This window comes from Pseudomonas sp. AP42, from assembly GCF_001728935.1.
Taxonomy (GTDB): Bacteria; Pseudomonadota; Gammaproteobacteria; order Pseudomonadales; family Pseudomonadaceae; genus Aquipseudomonas; species Aquipseudomonas lactis.
On the sequence record NZ_LYSO01000025.1, the window covers coordinates 51,496 to 66,777 of the forward strand.

The following is a 15,282-nucleotide window of genomic DNA, read 5'->3' on the forward strand; positions in this document are numbered from 1 at the left end:
ACCTTTTCTTGTTGTTATGCATGCAAGTCTAGAGCTTGCGCTGCACGGAGTTTAAACATGGATTTTCAGGGCGCAGGTAACAAAGGGACGCACAAATGTCACCACTTGGTGACATAGCATCCGCTGCCCAATGCACTGGCCAGGCTGGGTGCCAAGGGCAATGCAGGCAGCACGACCGCTTGCCAGGCATGGTACAGGTCAGGTTTGCCGCCCCAGATTTTACTGCTGGGTTGGTTGTGCGGGCTGAGTTCGTGATGCCAACTGCCCTGGAGCCGGTCGATGAAGTGGGTTTCGCAAAATTCCCAGAAGCGCCGGTACCAGGTTTCGTAATGCAGCTCGCCGCTACGTTTGAGCAGCGCCTGAGCGGCGGCGCTGGCTTCAGCATGGGTCCAGTGCAGGCGCTCGCGTACCACCGGGCGCTGGTTCCAATCCAAAGTGTAGACAAGGCCCGGCGCACCATCCACCGCCCAGGCGTACTCGCAGGCACTGGCGAACAGGCCTTTGGCGTCGCTCACCAGCCAGTCCGGCGTGGCCAGCTTGGCCTTGAGGCGTGCAGCTTCCAGGTGCAGCAGCAACCGCGCCCATTCAAAACCATGGCCGGGTGTGATGCCGTAAGGGCGAAAGCCATCGGCGGGGTTGTCTTGGTTGTAACCGAGCAAGGGCTTCCACTGCGCGTCGAAATGCTCGATCACCATGAACTGGTTGCCGGCGGCGTGGGTGTGGATCACTCGCTCGACAATGCACAGCGCGCGGTCCAGCCAGCGTGTATCACCGCTGACATCGGCCAACGCCAGGAAGGCTTCGGTGGCGTGCATGTTGCTGTTGGCGCCACGATAGGCTTCGACGCCGCCCCAGTCTTGGGCGAAGGATTCGAGCATGACGCCCTCCTCTTCGCTCCAGAAGAACTGTTCGATGATATGGATGGCGTCGTTCATTAATGTTTGTGCACCCGGCGCGCCGGCCACCACGGCAGAGCTGGCCGCGAGGGCCACGAAGGCGTGCAGGTAGGCGGCCTTGCCGGTGTTGCCATCAGCCGCGTGGGGCGCGGCGAACCAGCCACCGTGCTCGCTGTCGCGCAGCGGGCCGCTGAGCGCCGCCACACCGTGCGCCACCAACTCGGCATAACCCGGCAACCCCATGGCATGGGCCATGGCAAAGCTGTGGGTCATGCGCGCGGTGTTCATGGTTTCGGCGCGGGCATTGGCCGGCAACTGGCCTTTATCGTCAAGGTTGCCGAAACCGTCCGGCAGGCGCGATGCCTTGGCGAACGCCAGCAGCCGCTGGCCTTCGGCGGCGAGCCAAGCGTGATGGGCAGGTGCATTCAGCCAACTGCTGGCAGGCAGTGGATGGGTGGTCATGGGTGGCCCTTATTGTTTTTTTGGGATGACCGGAGTCTAAACAAGGGCGTGGGATGGGCAAGTAACGAAAGGGATGGCAAATGTCACCAAGTGGTGACAATCAACACCCTAATCCTAATGTAGGAGCGAGCTTGCTCGCGAAAAGCCAACAAGCGCCACGCTTATCCAGGAAACCCGCGTGATCGTTAACGTTTTTCGCGAGCAAGCTCGCTCCTACAGAGGACGATTTGCGGTCATTGGCCCAGCGGTGTGGCCGCAGCCGGCGCATTGAGGCGCTGATTCAAGTTCTGCACCTGGCTCTGCAAGGTGGTGATATTGCGCGTGGTCTGGATGCGGAACACGTCGAATTCCTTGTTGGTCGGTGCGTCGACGTTGGCCGGCTGGTTTTCCTGGGCGCTCTTGAGTACCAGCAGGTCCTGCTCGAGACGGGCGATGGCCGCGCTTGGGTTGCCTTGTTTCTTCAAGGCCGCCACATCGGTGGCCAGGCCCTTGACCTCGGCCTGCGCTGCCGTAAGGCTGGCGACCGCGTCAGTGAGGGCCTGCACCTGGCCTTGCAGCTTGGTGTTGGCCGCTGTCAGTTCGGTGGTGCTGGCACTCATCTGCGCCAGGCGGCTGTCCAGTTCGGTGGCCTGCCCCGCGACGCCCAACTGTTGCTTGCCCTGCTCCTGCAACTGGGCTTCCAGCTGCTTGATCTGAAGTTTCAAGGCTTCGCTGCCGTTGTTCACATTGGCTTCGCTGGCCACGACCTTGCCGGAAATCGCCTGCAGGCGCCCGGCCGCTTCTTCGCTGATGCGGGCAAAACTCTCCTGGGTGGCGACCAACTGCTGGCCCATCAGGGAGATCTGCTGGAAGCTCCACCAGGCCAGGCCCGCGAAGGCGATCAACAGCGCGCCGACCAGTGCCCACAACGGGCCGGTGCTGGCGCTCTTGACCTTGACCACGGGCGTCGTTCGCGAACGCACCGACGTCGCGGCGGTCGGCACGAAATCATCGTCATCCCCAATATCGGCCCGCAGGCTGGGAACGTTGTCGAAGTCGTCTTTAGCATCGTTACGCATGAATCTACCCTGAATCAATGAGATGGCTGGCTGCAAAGCCGAGCGGCAGGAGTATAAACCGCACTCCCGGCGCATGGATCGACTCGGAACCTGGAATTGGGTTCCCGAAGTGTTGCTGGTTATGAGCTTATTGGCGGCCCGGGTCCTGGGCTTTCCACCAGCTGCAGAACTCGTCGAGCGCGGCCCACAGGCTGACCTTGGGCTCGTAGTCGAGATAATGCCTGGCGCGGCTGATGTCGAGGGTGAAATCTTTGTTCATCACCTGCATGCCCAGGCGCGACAATGCCGGTTCCGGCCGCCCCGGCCACATCGCGCAGAAGGCTTCATTCAAGGCCGCCACGCTGTAGGCCACACCGTAGGAGCGGTAACGGGTCACCTGGGGCAGCTCCATTTGCCGCATCACGTAGTTCACCACATCCCAGATCGGCACCGGTGCGCCGTTGCTGATGTTGTAGGCTTTGCCCAGCGCCGAGCCGGTGGCGAGCAAACTGCTGAGCAGCGCCTCGTTAAGGTTGTGCACACTGGTGAAGTCGACTTTGTTCAAGCCGTCGCCGACGATCGCCAGGCGGTTCTTGCGCTGCATTTTCAGCAGGCGCGGGAAGATGCTCATATCGCCGGCCCCGGTAACAAACCGTGGGCGCAGGGCTATCACTTGCAGGCCGAACTCTTGGGCGCCAAAGACCTTCTGCTCAGCCAGGTATTTAGTGGCGGCATAGGGATGCTTGAAACGCTTGGGCACTTGTTCTTCGGTGAGCCCCAGATGGTCGCGACCGTCAAAGTAGATCGACGGCGACGACAGGTGCACCAGGCGCCCGACGCGCTGTTTCAGGCAGGCCTCGACGACGTTTTCGGTGACCAGCACATTGTTCTGGTGGAAGTCCTGGTACTTGCCCCACAGCCCGACGGCGCCGGCGCAATGCACCACGGCTTCGACATCGCGGCACAGGTCGCGCACTAGGTCGGCGTCATTCAAGTCACCCTGGATAAACTCGGCACCGCGCCGTACCAGGTGCTCCACACCCTCGGCGCGCCGCCCGTTGACCCGCACGTCCAGGCCCTGCTCAAGGGCGAAGCGCGCAAAGCGCCCGCCGATGAAGCCGCTTGCGCCGGTGACCAGAATTTTCATGTCGTACTCCGTGTTCTTTCGTTTTTCATCGCTGTTGCCTTGACGCGCGCCATCACTCCAACGGCACCAACCAATGGCCACACACATCGGCCAGATGGTCGGTCAACAAGCCCAACAGTTGCCCGCCACTGCGCCAATGATGCCAGTACAGCGGCACATCGATGGGCTTATCTGGCAATAACTCAACCAATACGCCGGTTTCCAACTGATCACGCACCTGTAATTCAGGCACCAGGCCCCAGCCCAGGCCAGCTTCTGTCAGGCGGATAAAGCCTTCGGATGACGGGCATAGATGGTGTTCGAAACCACCGTCCACGCCCAGGGACGCCAGGTAGCGGTGCTGCAGGAAATCATCCGGGCCGAACACCAGCGCAGGCGTGCGCGCCAATTGGTCGGCCCGCACACCTCCAGGAAAATGCCGCGCCAGAAAGGCCGGGCTGGCCAGCGCCCGATAACGCATGGCGCCCAGCAACAGGCTGCGGGCACCGGCCACGGGGCGTTCGCTCGCACAAATGCAGGCCGCCACTTCACCGGCGCGCATGCGTTTGAGGCCCACGGTCTGGTCTTCGACCACTAGGTCCAACAGCAAATGCTGTTCGGCGCAGAAGTCGCTGACTGCCTCGGCCCACCAAGTGGCGAGGCTGTCGGCATTCAGGGCAATGCGCAGGCGCTCGGGCATGCCCTCCTCGTCCAGGGCCGGCACCTGGCTTTGCAGGTCACGCTCCAGCAAACGCACCTGCTGCACGTGGTTGAGCAGGCGCCGGCCGATATCGGTGGGCGTCGGCGGCGAGGCGCGTATCAACACCGGCTGGCCGACGCGCGCCTCCAATAGCTTGATGCGTTGGGAGATGGCGGACTGCGACAGCCCCAACACCTGGGCACCGCGCTCAAAGCCGGCTTGTTCCACCACCGCCGCCAGGGCGGAAAGCAATTTATAGTCGAACATCAGTTTCTCTAATGAGCGATCAGCAATATTGGTTTTTCTTATACAACCTCAAGCGTCACCATAGCCAGCATCGTTTGAGCATCAACAAGGATCTTCCTCTATGTGGCAAAGCTATATGAACGGTTTGCTGGTGGCCCTCGGGTTGATCATGGCAATCGGCAGCCAAAATGCATTCGTACTCGCGCAAAGCCTGCGCCGTGAACATCACTTACCCGTGGCGGCGCTGTGTGTGATCTGCGACGCACTGCTAGTGGCCGCTGGGGTATTCGGGCTGGCCACCGTGCTGGCGCAGAGCCCGATACTGCTGGCGGTGGCACGCTGGGGCGGCGCTGCGTTCCTGCTGTGGTACGGCGCATGCGCGTTGCGCAGGGCCTGCTCGAAACAGAGCCTGGACCAAAGCGACAGCCTCAAGACGCGCTCATTGCGCGCCGTATTGCTGAGCGCCCTGGCGGTGACCTTGCTCAACCCCCATGTCTACCTGGACACGGTCCTGTTGATCGGCTCCCTGGGCGCGCAACAAACCGAACCGGGTGCCTACGTAGCCGGTGCGGCCAGTGCTTCGTTTCTGTGGTTCGCCACCCTGGCGTTGGGCGCGGCATGGCTGGCACCCTGGCTGGCACGCCCGGCCACCTGGCGCCTGCTGGACCTGCTGGTGGCCGCGATGATGTTCTCGGTGGCCTATCAACTGATCAGCGCCTGAGCAATATTCCAAAACGCGCTGGAACCTCTATCCCACACAGTTGTTGCGTGGTTATGCCGCACCCCCGGTGCTATGATCGGACCCCTGCGCCGCAAAGAGTACAAACTCCCCGGCGCATGTTTGGCCGCCCGTGATCGGCCTTGCGCTCACCGCAACTGACCTGATTAGGAGAATCATCATGGCTTTCGAATTGCCGCCGCTGCCCTACGCACACGATGCCCTGCAGCCGCACATCTCCAAGGAAACCTTGGAATACCACCACGACAAGCACCACAACACCTATGTCGTGAACCTGAACAACCTGGTGCCTGGCACCGAGTTCGAAGGCAAGACCCTGGAAGAGATCGTCAAGTCTTCCTCGGGCGGCATCTTCAACAACGCCGCTCAAGTCTGGAACCACACCTTCTACTGGAACTGCCTGGCGCCAAACGCCGGCGGCCAACCCACCGGCGCGCTGGCTGAAGCCATCAACGCTGCGTTCGGTTCGTTCGACAAGTTCAAAGAAGAGTTCACCAAGACTTCGGTCGGCACCTTCGGTTCCGGTTGGGGCTGGTTGGTGAAAAAGGCTGACGGTTCCCTGGCCCTGGCCAGCACCATCGGCGCCGGCAACCCGCTGACCAACGGCGACACCCCGCTGCTGACCTGCGACGTCTGGGAACACGCCTACTACATCGACTACCGCAACGTGCGTCCAAAATATGTGGAAGCGTTCTGGAACCTGGTCAACTGGAAGTTCGTGGCTGAGCAGTTCGAAGGTAAGGCCTTCACTGCCTAAGCAACGCTTGCCGCACTGCTGGTCATTTGAGTGATTATCAAATAATCCGTGATCCGTTCAAAAAACCGAAGTCCTTTTTGGATTTCGGTTTTTTTATGCCTAGTCACCTCCCTACATATACTTACAAACAACCCAAGCCATAGCCAATCATTATAAACAACTGTCAGAACTCACAGGTTCTAACCGGTTGATTTCTCCATACGCTCATATCTCCATACCCCGTTCTGAACGGTCAGGACTATCACGTTATAAGGAGATTAACCATGGCGCACAACCCAATGGGCAAAGACCCGGCCGACTACGAAAGCGAGCCAATCTTTAATGCAACCACACAAAAATCCAATATGGTGAACACCCGTACCGGGTTGTTTGAAGCTTATATAAAGATGCCTGCAATTATCGGTAACTCAGGCAATGGCCCCGTATTCGAAATGAACCTATTCTATAGCCCTCTGACCAACAACCAAGCCGCCCTGGGCGACGGCTGGGAATTCAGCCCGACCCTCTACAGTGAGGAATATGAAAGGCTGACGCTCCATAGTGGAGAAACACTGTCCCTGAAAAAGGGCAAAAACTTGAACACCCCTACGATCGACGCTGAATGGGATAATGATGGAAAACTAAAGGTCCGGCGCGGAGGTAGAGTAGAGCTCCTATCAAAATTGGAAGACACATTATTTTATTTTCCAGAGTGGCTGACCGACGATGGTTACAACAAGCTGCATTTTAACTGGATAGCCACACCTCATATCATAGAGGGTAAAACCTATTACCAAACAAAATTAAAAAGTATTCGCGACGGTGACGGCGAGGGAGACCCCCTCATCGAAATAGAATACACACTCGCCAATGACACCGACCAACCAGCGATAACCCCCGTCACCATGACCTACTGGCCGACCCACCCCGCTGAAAAACTGCGTTATCAACTGAACATTGAGGACTACGCCCTCACATCCGTAGTGCTCGCCGACGATATCCAAACCAAGCTTGAGTATCTGGACCATGAGACCGCTGGTTGGTTACTGAACAAATTCACCAATTGGGACGGCCTCGTCGAAGTGTTGTTGTATAACGACAATGGGTTGAGTTTTCCGGACAATCCGAAATTAACAAAACTGCCATGTGTGAACGAACATTACATCTACCCTAGTAATGGCGCCCTACCATTTGTTCACCGTTATGAATACGACCGCTCAGACAGGTTTGATTACTACATAACCACCGAATTTCACGAAGCGATAACAGAATACAAATACGACTACAACACCAATGAAATCGTATTGGAAACCGTGACAAGATCCAGCCGCAACGTACCTTTCATTATCACCACAAGCCACACAATCTCTGCTGACTCAACCGCTATAAAAAACGACCGAACTATTACGTACCGCCACAACACCAAGAGCCGAAAGGTAGAAATTAAAAATCGATTTAATCAACATGCCGCCCTGATCGAGAACATACAACCGGGAAAAGCAACTCAATATAATTACGACCCTCCTGTCAATGGCCAAGCTCCTCTACCCCGCCAAGAAACTCAGTACTCATTGAGCTCATCTCCCGGAGTTAAGATCGTCAAACAGTTCGATTATGATTCAATAAAGGGCATGAGCGAGCAAAAACTTAGCCAATTAATTCAAATCTTTTCGCCCTATAACCCTCTCAAGCAACGCATAACCTACCAACACATTGAGTATTACCAAGAAAACAGCTTTCGAAAAGGAAAACCAAAAAAAATCACTCAGAAGGACGGCGAATTCGGCTTACCCGTTCGAGACTTCAATTACGCTCTTGGAGGCACAAACAATTCCGAGCTAACCACCACAACCACCGAGAGCATCGGCACTCAGACGCGCGTTTCCTCAAGCACTCAAAGCGTACTTAGCGGGCGACTTATACGCCAGGTAGACACGGACGGTAATCGGGCCGAGTACACTTACGACGCGTTCGGAAGGTTAGCGACCCTCACTTTATGTGCGCAGAGCCCAACGTATAAGCAAATCACGGCCTATACCTACCCTGCCCCAGGCCAAGTCATGATCACTGAAGCTAACGGGCAGGTTCGCTTAGAAGTATACGATGGGCAGGACCGACTCCTCAGAGAGTACGACTACCCCGAACCAGGCACTCAACGCCTGCTCAAGGAGGTCAGCTACGACAATTACGGAAGGGAGAAGCGCAGCACTCAATATGATTACCACGCAGACGGCACGCAGCTCAGTGAGTGGAGTGAGGTGGTCTATGATGGTTGGGGTGAAGTCGAGCAGCGAAACTATAGCAGCGGCCGGCGAGACTTTAACCACTACGACCCCATCGCGATGACACGCACAGAGTGGAGCGGAACACCCACTGATAAACATAGAAAGGTAACCACCTACAACGAGGACGAAACAATCAAGAAAGTTGAGTTTCGCGATCAGAATGGCGCGGTCTATCAGACTCAAACCGCTACCTACACAGAGGAGCGACTCCTTGAGCAGTTGCAAACCGATGGCGAGTTCGGGGTCACCACCATCACCTATACCCGCGATTCTTTCGGACGCGTACTCACGGAGGCCCATGTTGAAGACGATAAAGGCTTGCTACCCCTTTTAAACCTTGCCTACACCTACCATTACACCTACCCCGCTTTTTCTCCGAGCAACGAACCTGAAACCATAGACATCAGTTTCTCCCTCCTTGGCCTGCAAAGACGCTCGCTGGGTAAACGTACGTTTGATGCGTGGGGCCGTGTCACTAGCTTGACCCGGGGCGACGCGACCGAAACCTATACCTACATTGGCGCCAGCACGGTCCCTGCTTCGACAAAAACAGCGGACGGCCTCGTCCTCAAACATGAGTACATCCCGGAACTGGGCAACAAGCTGAGCAAAATCACTAACGAAGACGGCAGCAAACAGAAAACGTTCAGCTATGCCCATGCCAGGCAAAACATCTCCACCGCCAGTGAGGGAGAGCGTATTCTGAAACACCACCATGACAGCCAACTGCGCGTGACGCAACAACACGCTCAGACGCAGTCTGGCAAAATCAAAGAAGTATCCTGCAGTTACTCGCCCGCAGGGCGTTTACTCAGTGATACCGACGTATTCGGCGCGACAACGAAGTTCCTATACAACTCAGGTGGACAGCGTACCTTTAGCAAAAAAGAGTTCGTCACCTCCTACACATACAATGACCAAGGGCTCGCAGAGAATGAACGTCTAGAGGTTAAGACCGACGCAGCGAAACACGTTGATCTCAAATATGAATACGACGCTCAGCAACGTGAAATCATGCGCGAGTTTCACCCCGTCAATACCTCCATCATCCTTAAAATAATGACATCTTATTATAGTGACGGCCGGTTCAAACAGGTTCAGTTGAAAGGAGACAGCGACGTCCTGGGCTCACGCAGCTTCACCTACACAGCTGCTGGGAGGCTTAAGTCATGCACGACAACAGGGGTATGGAGGCCACAAAACCCGAAAGGAAAACTCATAGACAAAGAAGAGTTCACCTACGACGCACTTGGCAATGTCAGCCGGTGTGTCAGCACCTTCGCTGGCGCGCGCAATATCGCGACCTATACCTACGACAGCTCAATGGGGGTTCGCCTGGAAAAGATCGAGAACACGCATGCGGACTACACAAAATCGGCCACTTTGACCTATGACGCCGCCGGCCGCATCTCTCAAGATCAAAAAGGCAGAAAATACCATTATGACTGGTTGGGGCACTTGACGCAGATAGGGAGCAAGCTATACAGCTACGCCCCCGATGATAGCCTGATGACAGTCGGTGAGGGGCCGGACCAACGTCAGCTCATCTATAGAGAGGGCCAGCTCAACGGCGAATATGCCATTGAGAATGACAGCAATTTCCGGCAATTGCAGCCCGGCAGCGCCAGTTGCATCGCCCAACAAACCAGGATTTCAGGGGTGGACAGGATCCTGTACGAATGGCGAGACCTTAATGGCACGGTGTGTGTCACCTACGACGCAGTGGCTGAAACCACAAAGTTTCATGCCTATACCGCGTTCGGCGAACATTTCTTCGAAGATACCCACTCCTTATTGGGCTACCAAGGAGAATACGAGGACGCCACGAACGGCCAAATCCCCTTGGGCGAACGCGTCTACCTGCCCCAGATACGACAGTTCCACGCCCCAGACACCAGCAGCCCATTTGGCATCGGTGGCCCACACGCCTACGGCTATTGTGTCGGTAACGACCCGATCAACTTTCATGACCCCAGCGGTCACTTCTCGGTTAGCCGGGCACTGAGGAACATTTGGGGAGACAATCTGCCCGAGCCTCTCAGCCTTGGTGAGAGTGGTAAGGTGATTTCCACTATACTATTTAGCGGTATAGGGGTGCTCACCGCAATTATGACGGCCCCGGCGTCGCTGATAGTAGCAGCGGCCTTGGCCGCTCTTACTTCAGCAGTATTGGCGGTCACCGCAGTAGTTATTGCCGAGAGCCATCCGGAATGGTCCCAAGCACTGGCCTGGGCCTCACTATTCTTCGGTATTGCCTCTGGAGCTACGGCACTGATCAAGAACATGCCACAGAGATTTGCAAGACTTTCCAACTACCTGGGGAATACGACACGCACTGTCGGCAAGAACGTCTTTCGACGCACGGCAGCTGTTTCGCCGGCGCAAAAAATAGTGCGAGCCGGCCTTGGCGAGCTGCCGGAGAATATGGATCCTATATCTAAGCTGCGCCTGATAGAGCCTTATCAATACACTGGGGTCCTCAAGGAAACACCGAGCATCGAACTATTCCAAGACTTTAACACCCTGCTATTTGGTGTTACCGGCGTATTGAGTAATACCGGGGCGCTGAGTGAAATGGAAAAAGTGGACGGTTTGAATACGCTCATCGGTAATGGTACTTGGTTGCCGAATGGTAGCTGGCACAAGTTATGGACTAGTATCCGGAAGTAAACCGCCCTCAGCGAAGCAGCGCCTTGAGACAAACAGGGGCACTGGCCTCGCCCGATACTGACATCAATCGCCAGCGATCGACTGGAGTACCGTCTCAGGGCATTCGCTACACTTGAGCCCGGCAATCGCCGGGCTTTTTTATGCGCGCCAGGCAGACAGCCCAGAGATACCGGAACTCAACCGTAACAATTGACCACACAACCGTCAGGAGGAATAACCCTCCTGAATGAATGTGGAGAATGACGATGGATCCTATTTCGATGGCAGCAGGCGCAATCCCGATGATATCGGGCCTTCTCGACAAGGGCCTGGATGTGGCAAAAGGCGCTCTGGACTTGGCGAACAAGCTCGTAGACACGGTCGGCAAGGACGCAAAGGTCGCCGGGGACGCACACCAGTCAGAGGGTAAGTGCAATTATTAAGAAGGTCGTCGAACTGGAAGGCGGATCTGCTCCGCCTTCTCCCCTGCCAAGCCTGCTGCGCACGTCGTGCCCTTTTGCCCGCCTGTGAAAGCCCCACCATAAGTTGTCACCGCGGCATCTTTATTCAGCAACACCCTCAATTTATCCCAAGCCCCAATGTCCCTTTGACTGCCATCACCAGATTGCCAATACTCATGGCATATTGACGGCCACCCGCATGAGACAAGGAATGCCCCTTTGAAGCTGGAACTCAAGAACAGCTTGTCGGTGAAGTTGCTACGGGTTGTGCTGCTGTCGGCCTTGATCGTGGGTGTGGCGCTGAGCGTGGCGCAGATCGTTTTTGATGCCTACAAGACGCGCCAGGCCGTCGCGGGCGATGCCCAGCGCATCCTCGACATGTTTCGCGACCCCTCGACCCAGGCCGTGTACAGCCTGGATCGCGAGATGGGCATGCAGGTGATCGAAGGTCTGTTCCAGGACGACGCTGTGCGCATGGCCTCTATCGGCCACCCCAACGAGACCATGCTGGCGGAAAAAAGCCGCCCTTTACAGCAGTCCCCCAGCCGCTGGTTGACCGACCTGATTCTTGGTCAGGAACGCTCCTTTACCACTGCGTTGGTGGGCAAGGGCCCCTACAGCGAATATTACGGCGACCTGAGTATCACCCTCGACACCGCCACCTATGGCCGAAGCTTTCTGGTCAGTTCGGTCATCATCTTTATCTCGGGCGTATTGCGCGCCTTGGCCATGGGGCTGGTGCTGTACCTGGTGTATCACTGGATGCTGACCAAGCCGTTGTCGCGGATGATCGAGCACCTGACCTCGATCAACCCGGACCGCCCCAGCGAGCACAAGATCCCTCAGCTCAAGGGCCACGAACGCAACGAACTGGGGCAGTGGATAAACACTGCCAACCAATTGCTCGAATCCATCGAGCGCAATACCCACCTGCGCCACGAAGCCGAATCGAGCCTGTTGCGCATGGCCCAATACGACTTCCTGACCGGCCTGCCGAACCGCCAGAAGTTGCAGGCGCAACTGGACAAGATCCTCACGGACGCTGGCCGCCGGCAACGCCGTGTCGCGGTGTTGTGCGTGGGGCTGGATGACTTCAAGAGCGTCAACGAGCAGTTTACCTACCAGGCCGGCGACAAACTGCTGCTGGCCCTGGCCGACCGCCTGCGCGCCCACAGCGGCCGCCTGGGTACGCTCGCCCGCCTGGGCGGCGACCAGTTCGCCCTGGTGCAAGCCGATATCGATCAGCCCTACGAAGCCGCCGAACTGGCGCAAAGTATTCTCGATGACCTGGAGGCTGAATTTGCGCTCGACCATGACCTGATCCGCCTGCGCGCCACCATCGGCATCACGCTGTTTCCGGAGGATGGCGACAGCACCGAGAAGTTGCTGCAAAAAGCCGAGCAGACCATGACCCTGGCCAAGAGCCGCTCGCGCAACCGCTACCAGTTTTATATCGCCAGCGTCGACAGCGAAATGCGCCGGCGCCGTGAACTGGAGAAAGACCTGCGCGATGCCCTGAGCCGTGAGCAGTTGCACCTGGTGTACCAACCGCAAATCAGCTACCGCGACCATCAGGTGGTGGGCGTGGAAGCCCTGCTGCGCTGGCAGCACCCTGAGCACGGGCTGGTACCGCCGGACTTGTTTATCCCGCTGGCGGAACAGAACGGCACCATCATTCCCATTGGCGAATGGGTGCTGGACCAGGCGTGCCGGCAATTGCGCGAATGGCATGATCAGGGTTTCACGGCGCTGCGCATGGCCGTCAACCTGTCCACCGTGCAACTGCACCACACCGAGTTGCCGCGGGTGGTCAACAACCTGATGCAGATCTATCGCCTGCCACCGCGCAGCCTGGAGCTGGAAGTGACCGAGACCGGCCTGATGGAAGACATCAGCACCGCCGCCCAGCATCTGCTGAGTCTGCGTCGCTCCGGGGCACTGATCGCCATTGATGACTTCGGCACCGGCTATTCCTCCTTGAGTTATCTCAAGAGCCTGCCCCTGGACAAGATCAAGATCGACAAGAGCTTCGTCCAGGACCTGCAGGACGACGACGATGACGCAACCATCGTGCGCGCCATTATCCAACTGGGCAAAAGCCTGGGCATGCAGGTGATTGCCGAAGGGGTGGAGACTGCCGAACAGGAGGCCTACGTCATCTCCGAGGGGTGCCATGAGGGGCAGGGTTATCACTACAGCAAACCGCTGCAGGCCCGGGAGTTGACGGCTTATTTGAAGCAGTCAGAGCGCAATAACGCCGTGAGCCTTTGAATTTACACTTCGATACTCAATATTTCCCGCGTATAAGCCTTTACACAAAATGCAAATCTTTCGCATTATGTCGCAGCGTTTGCGCTCCCCGCGCGCCCTATCAACAACCGAAGCAGGATGTTCGCCATGATTCGTATGCCCCTGGCCACCGCCAGTCTGCTGGCCATTGCCATTTCTCTCGCCGGTTGCGGCGAAGGTAAAGACAAGGCCGCCGCGCCCCAGGCACCCGCTGCCGCCAGCACTACCGCACCGGCGGCTGCCCCGGCAGGCCAGGTCGACGAAGCGGCCGCCAAGGCCGTGGTCGCGCACTACGCAGACATGGTGTTTGCGGTTTACAGCGATGCCGAATCCACCGCAAAAACCCTGCAGACCGCAATCGACACCTTCCTCGCCAACCCGAACGACGAAACCCTGAAAGCGGCCCGTACCGCCTGGATCGCCGCGCGCGTACCCTACCTGCAGAGCGAAGTATTCCGCTTCGGCAACACCATCATCGACGACTGGGAAGGCCAAGTTAACGCCTGGCCCCTGGACGAAGGCCTGATCGACTACGTCGACAAGTCCTACGAGCACGCGCTGGGTAACCCCGGTGCCAACGCCAACATCATCGCCAATAACGAGATTCAGGTGGGCGAAGATAAGGTCGACGTCAAGGACATCACCCCGGAAAAACTCGCCAGCCTCAATGAGCTGGGCGGTTCCGAAGCGAACGTCGCCACCGGCTACCACGCCATCGAATTCCTGCTGTGGGGCCAGGACCTCAACGGCACCGGCCCAGGCGCGGGCAACCGTCCGGCGTCGGACTACATGACCGGTGACGGTGCAACCGGCGGCCACAACGAGCGCCGCCGCACTTACCTGCGTGCGGTCACCCAACTGCTGGTCAGCGACCTGCAGGAAATGGTCGACAACTGGAAGCCCAACGTCGAAGACAACTACCGCGCCACCCTGGAGTCGGAACCGGGCACCGACGGCCTGCGTAAAATGCTGTTCGGCATGGGCAGCCTGTCTTTGGGCGAGCTCGCCGGGGAGCGCATGAAAGTGTCCCTGGAAGCCAACTCGCCGGAAGACGAGCAAGACTGCTTCAGCGACAACACCCATTACTCGCACTTCTACGACGCCAAGGGTATCCGTAACGTTTACCTGGGCGAATACACCCGTGTTGACGGCACCAAGCTGACCGGCGCCAGCCTGTCGTCCCTGGTGGCCAAGGCCGACCCGGCAGCCGATGCAGCCCTCAAGGCTGATCTGGCGGCCACCGAAGCGAAGATCCAAGTGATGGTTGACCACGCCAACAACGGCGAGCACTACGACCAGTTGATCGCCGCGGACAATGAAAAGGGCAACCAGATCGTGCGTGACTCGATCGCCGCCCTGGTCAAGCAGACCGGCTCGATCGAAGCCGCTGCCGGCAAGCTGGGCATCAGCGACCTGAACCCGGACAGTGCTGATCACGAGTTCTGATCAAGCGCAGTTGAAAGAGGCGACCTGCGGGTCGCCTTTTTCATGTGCGCAATAACTGCTGCACCTATCTCTGTGGGAGCTGGCTTGCCTGCGATCCAGACAACTCGGTGATTCAGGCAAACCGAGTCGATACCTTCGCAGGCAAGCCAGCTCCCACAGTTGACCGCGCCCGGCCACACACTCCACGATGCGAAGCGAGCCGCTCTTGAT

General features: G+C 57.6%; 10 protein-coding genes. 6 read left to right on the top strand and 4 right to left on the bottom strand.

What is annotated here, in order from left to right:
- Positions 1-98: 98 nt before the first annotated feature.
- The 4 genes from A7K61_RS12375 to A7K61_RS12390 form a co-directional block, all read right to left on the bottom strand.
- A complete protein-coding gene (locus A7K61_RS12375) occupies positions 99-1,358 on the bottom strand; it encodes an AGE family epimerase/isomerase (RefSeq protein WP_069557658.1) in 1,260 nt (419 codons plus the stop codon).
- Positions 1,359-1,591: 233 nt separating this feature from the next.
- Positions 1,592-2,416 carry an ATPase gene (locus A7K61_RS12380; RefSeq protein ID WP_069557659.1) on the bottom strand — a complete coding sequence of 275 codons (825 nt, stop codon included), beginning with the start codon at positions 2,414-2,416 and terminating at the stop codon, positions 1,592-1,594.
- Between the two features lie 127 nt (positions 2,417-2,543).
- Positions 2,544-3,542, bottom strand: coding sequence for an NAD(P)-dependent oxidoreductase (locus tag A7K61_RS12385; protein WP_069557660.1), 999 nt, complete (start codon positions 3,540-3,542; stop codon positions 2,544-2,546).
- 52 nt (positions 3,543-3,594) lie between these two features.
- Positions 3,595-4,488 carry a LysR family transcriptional regulator ArgP gene (locus A7K61_RS12390; protein ID WP_047711650.1) on the bottom strand — a complete coding sequence of 298 codons (894 nt, stop codon included), beginning with the start codon at positions 4,486-4,488 and terminating at the stop codon, positions 3,595-3,597.
- Between the two features lie 100 nt (positions 4,489-4,588).
- On the opposite strand from A7K61_RS12390, the gene A7K61_RS12395 reads away from it, so the two are divergent.
- The 6 genes from A7K61_RS12395 (at position 4,589) to A7K61_RS12420 (ending at position 15,072) form a co-directional block, all read left to right on the top strand.
- Positions 4,589-5,188, top strand: coding sequence for a LysE/ArgO family amino acid transporter (locus tag A7K61_RS12395; RefSeq protein WP_032895568.1), 600 nt, complete (start codon positions 4,589-4,591; stop codon positions 5,186-5,188).
- A 178-nt stretch (positions 5,189-5,366) separates the two neighbouring features.
- Positions 5,367-5,963, top strand: a complete 597-nt coding sequence (locus tag A7K61_RS12400) for a superoxide dismutase (protein ID WP_014719672.1) — start codon at positions 5,367-5,369, stop codon at positions 5,961-5,963.
- Between the two features lie 263 nt (positions 5,964-6,226).
- Positions 6,227-10,897, top strand: a complete 4,671-nt coding sequence (locus tag A7K61_RS12405) for an RHS repeat domain-containing protein (RefSeq protein ID WP_069557661.1) — start codon at positions 6,227-6,229, stop codon at positions 10,895-10,897.
- 245 nt (positions 10,898-11,142) lie between these two features.
- Positions 11,143-11,319 (top strand): hypothetical protein, encoded by a 177-nt coding sequence (locus A7K61_RS33135; RefSeq protein WP_153475495.1) that lies wholly within the window; start codon positions 11,143-11,145, stop codon positions 11,317-11,319.
- A 237-nt stretch (positions 11,320-11,556) separates the two neighbouring features.
- Positions 11,557-13,608, top strand: coding sequence for a bifunctional diguanylate cyclase/phosphodiesterase (locus A7K61_RS12415; protein WP_047711652.1), 2,052 nt, complete (start codon positions 11,557-11,559; stop codon positions 13,606-13,608).
- A gap of 126 nt (positions 13,609-13,734) precedes the next feature.
- Positions 13,735-15,072, top strand: coding sequence for an imelysin family protein (locus tag A7K61_RS12420; protein ID WP_032895564.1), 1,338 nt, complete (start codon positions 13,735-13,737; stop codon positions 15,070-15,072).
- The last annotated feature ends 210 nt before the right edge of the window (positions 15,073-15,282 follow it).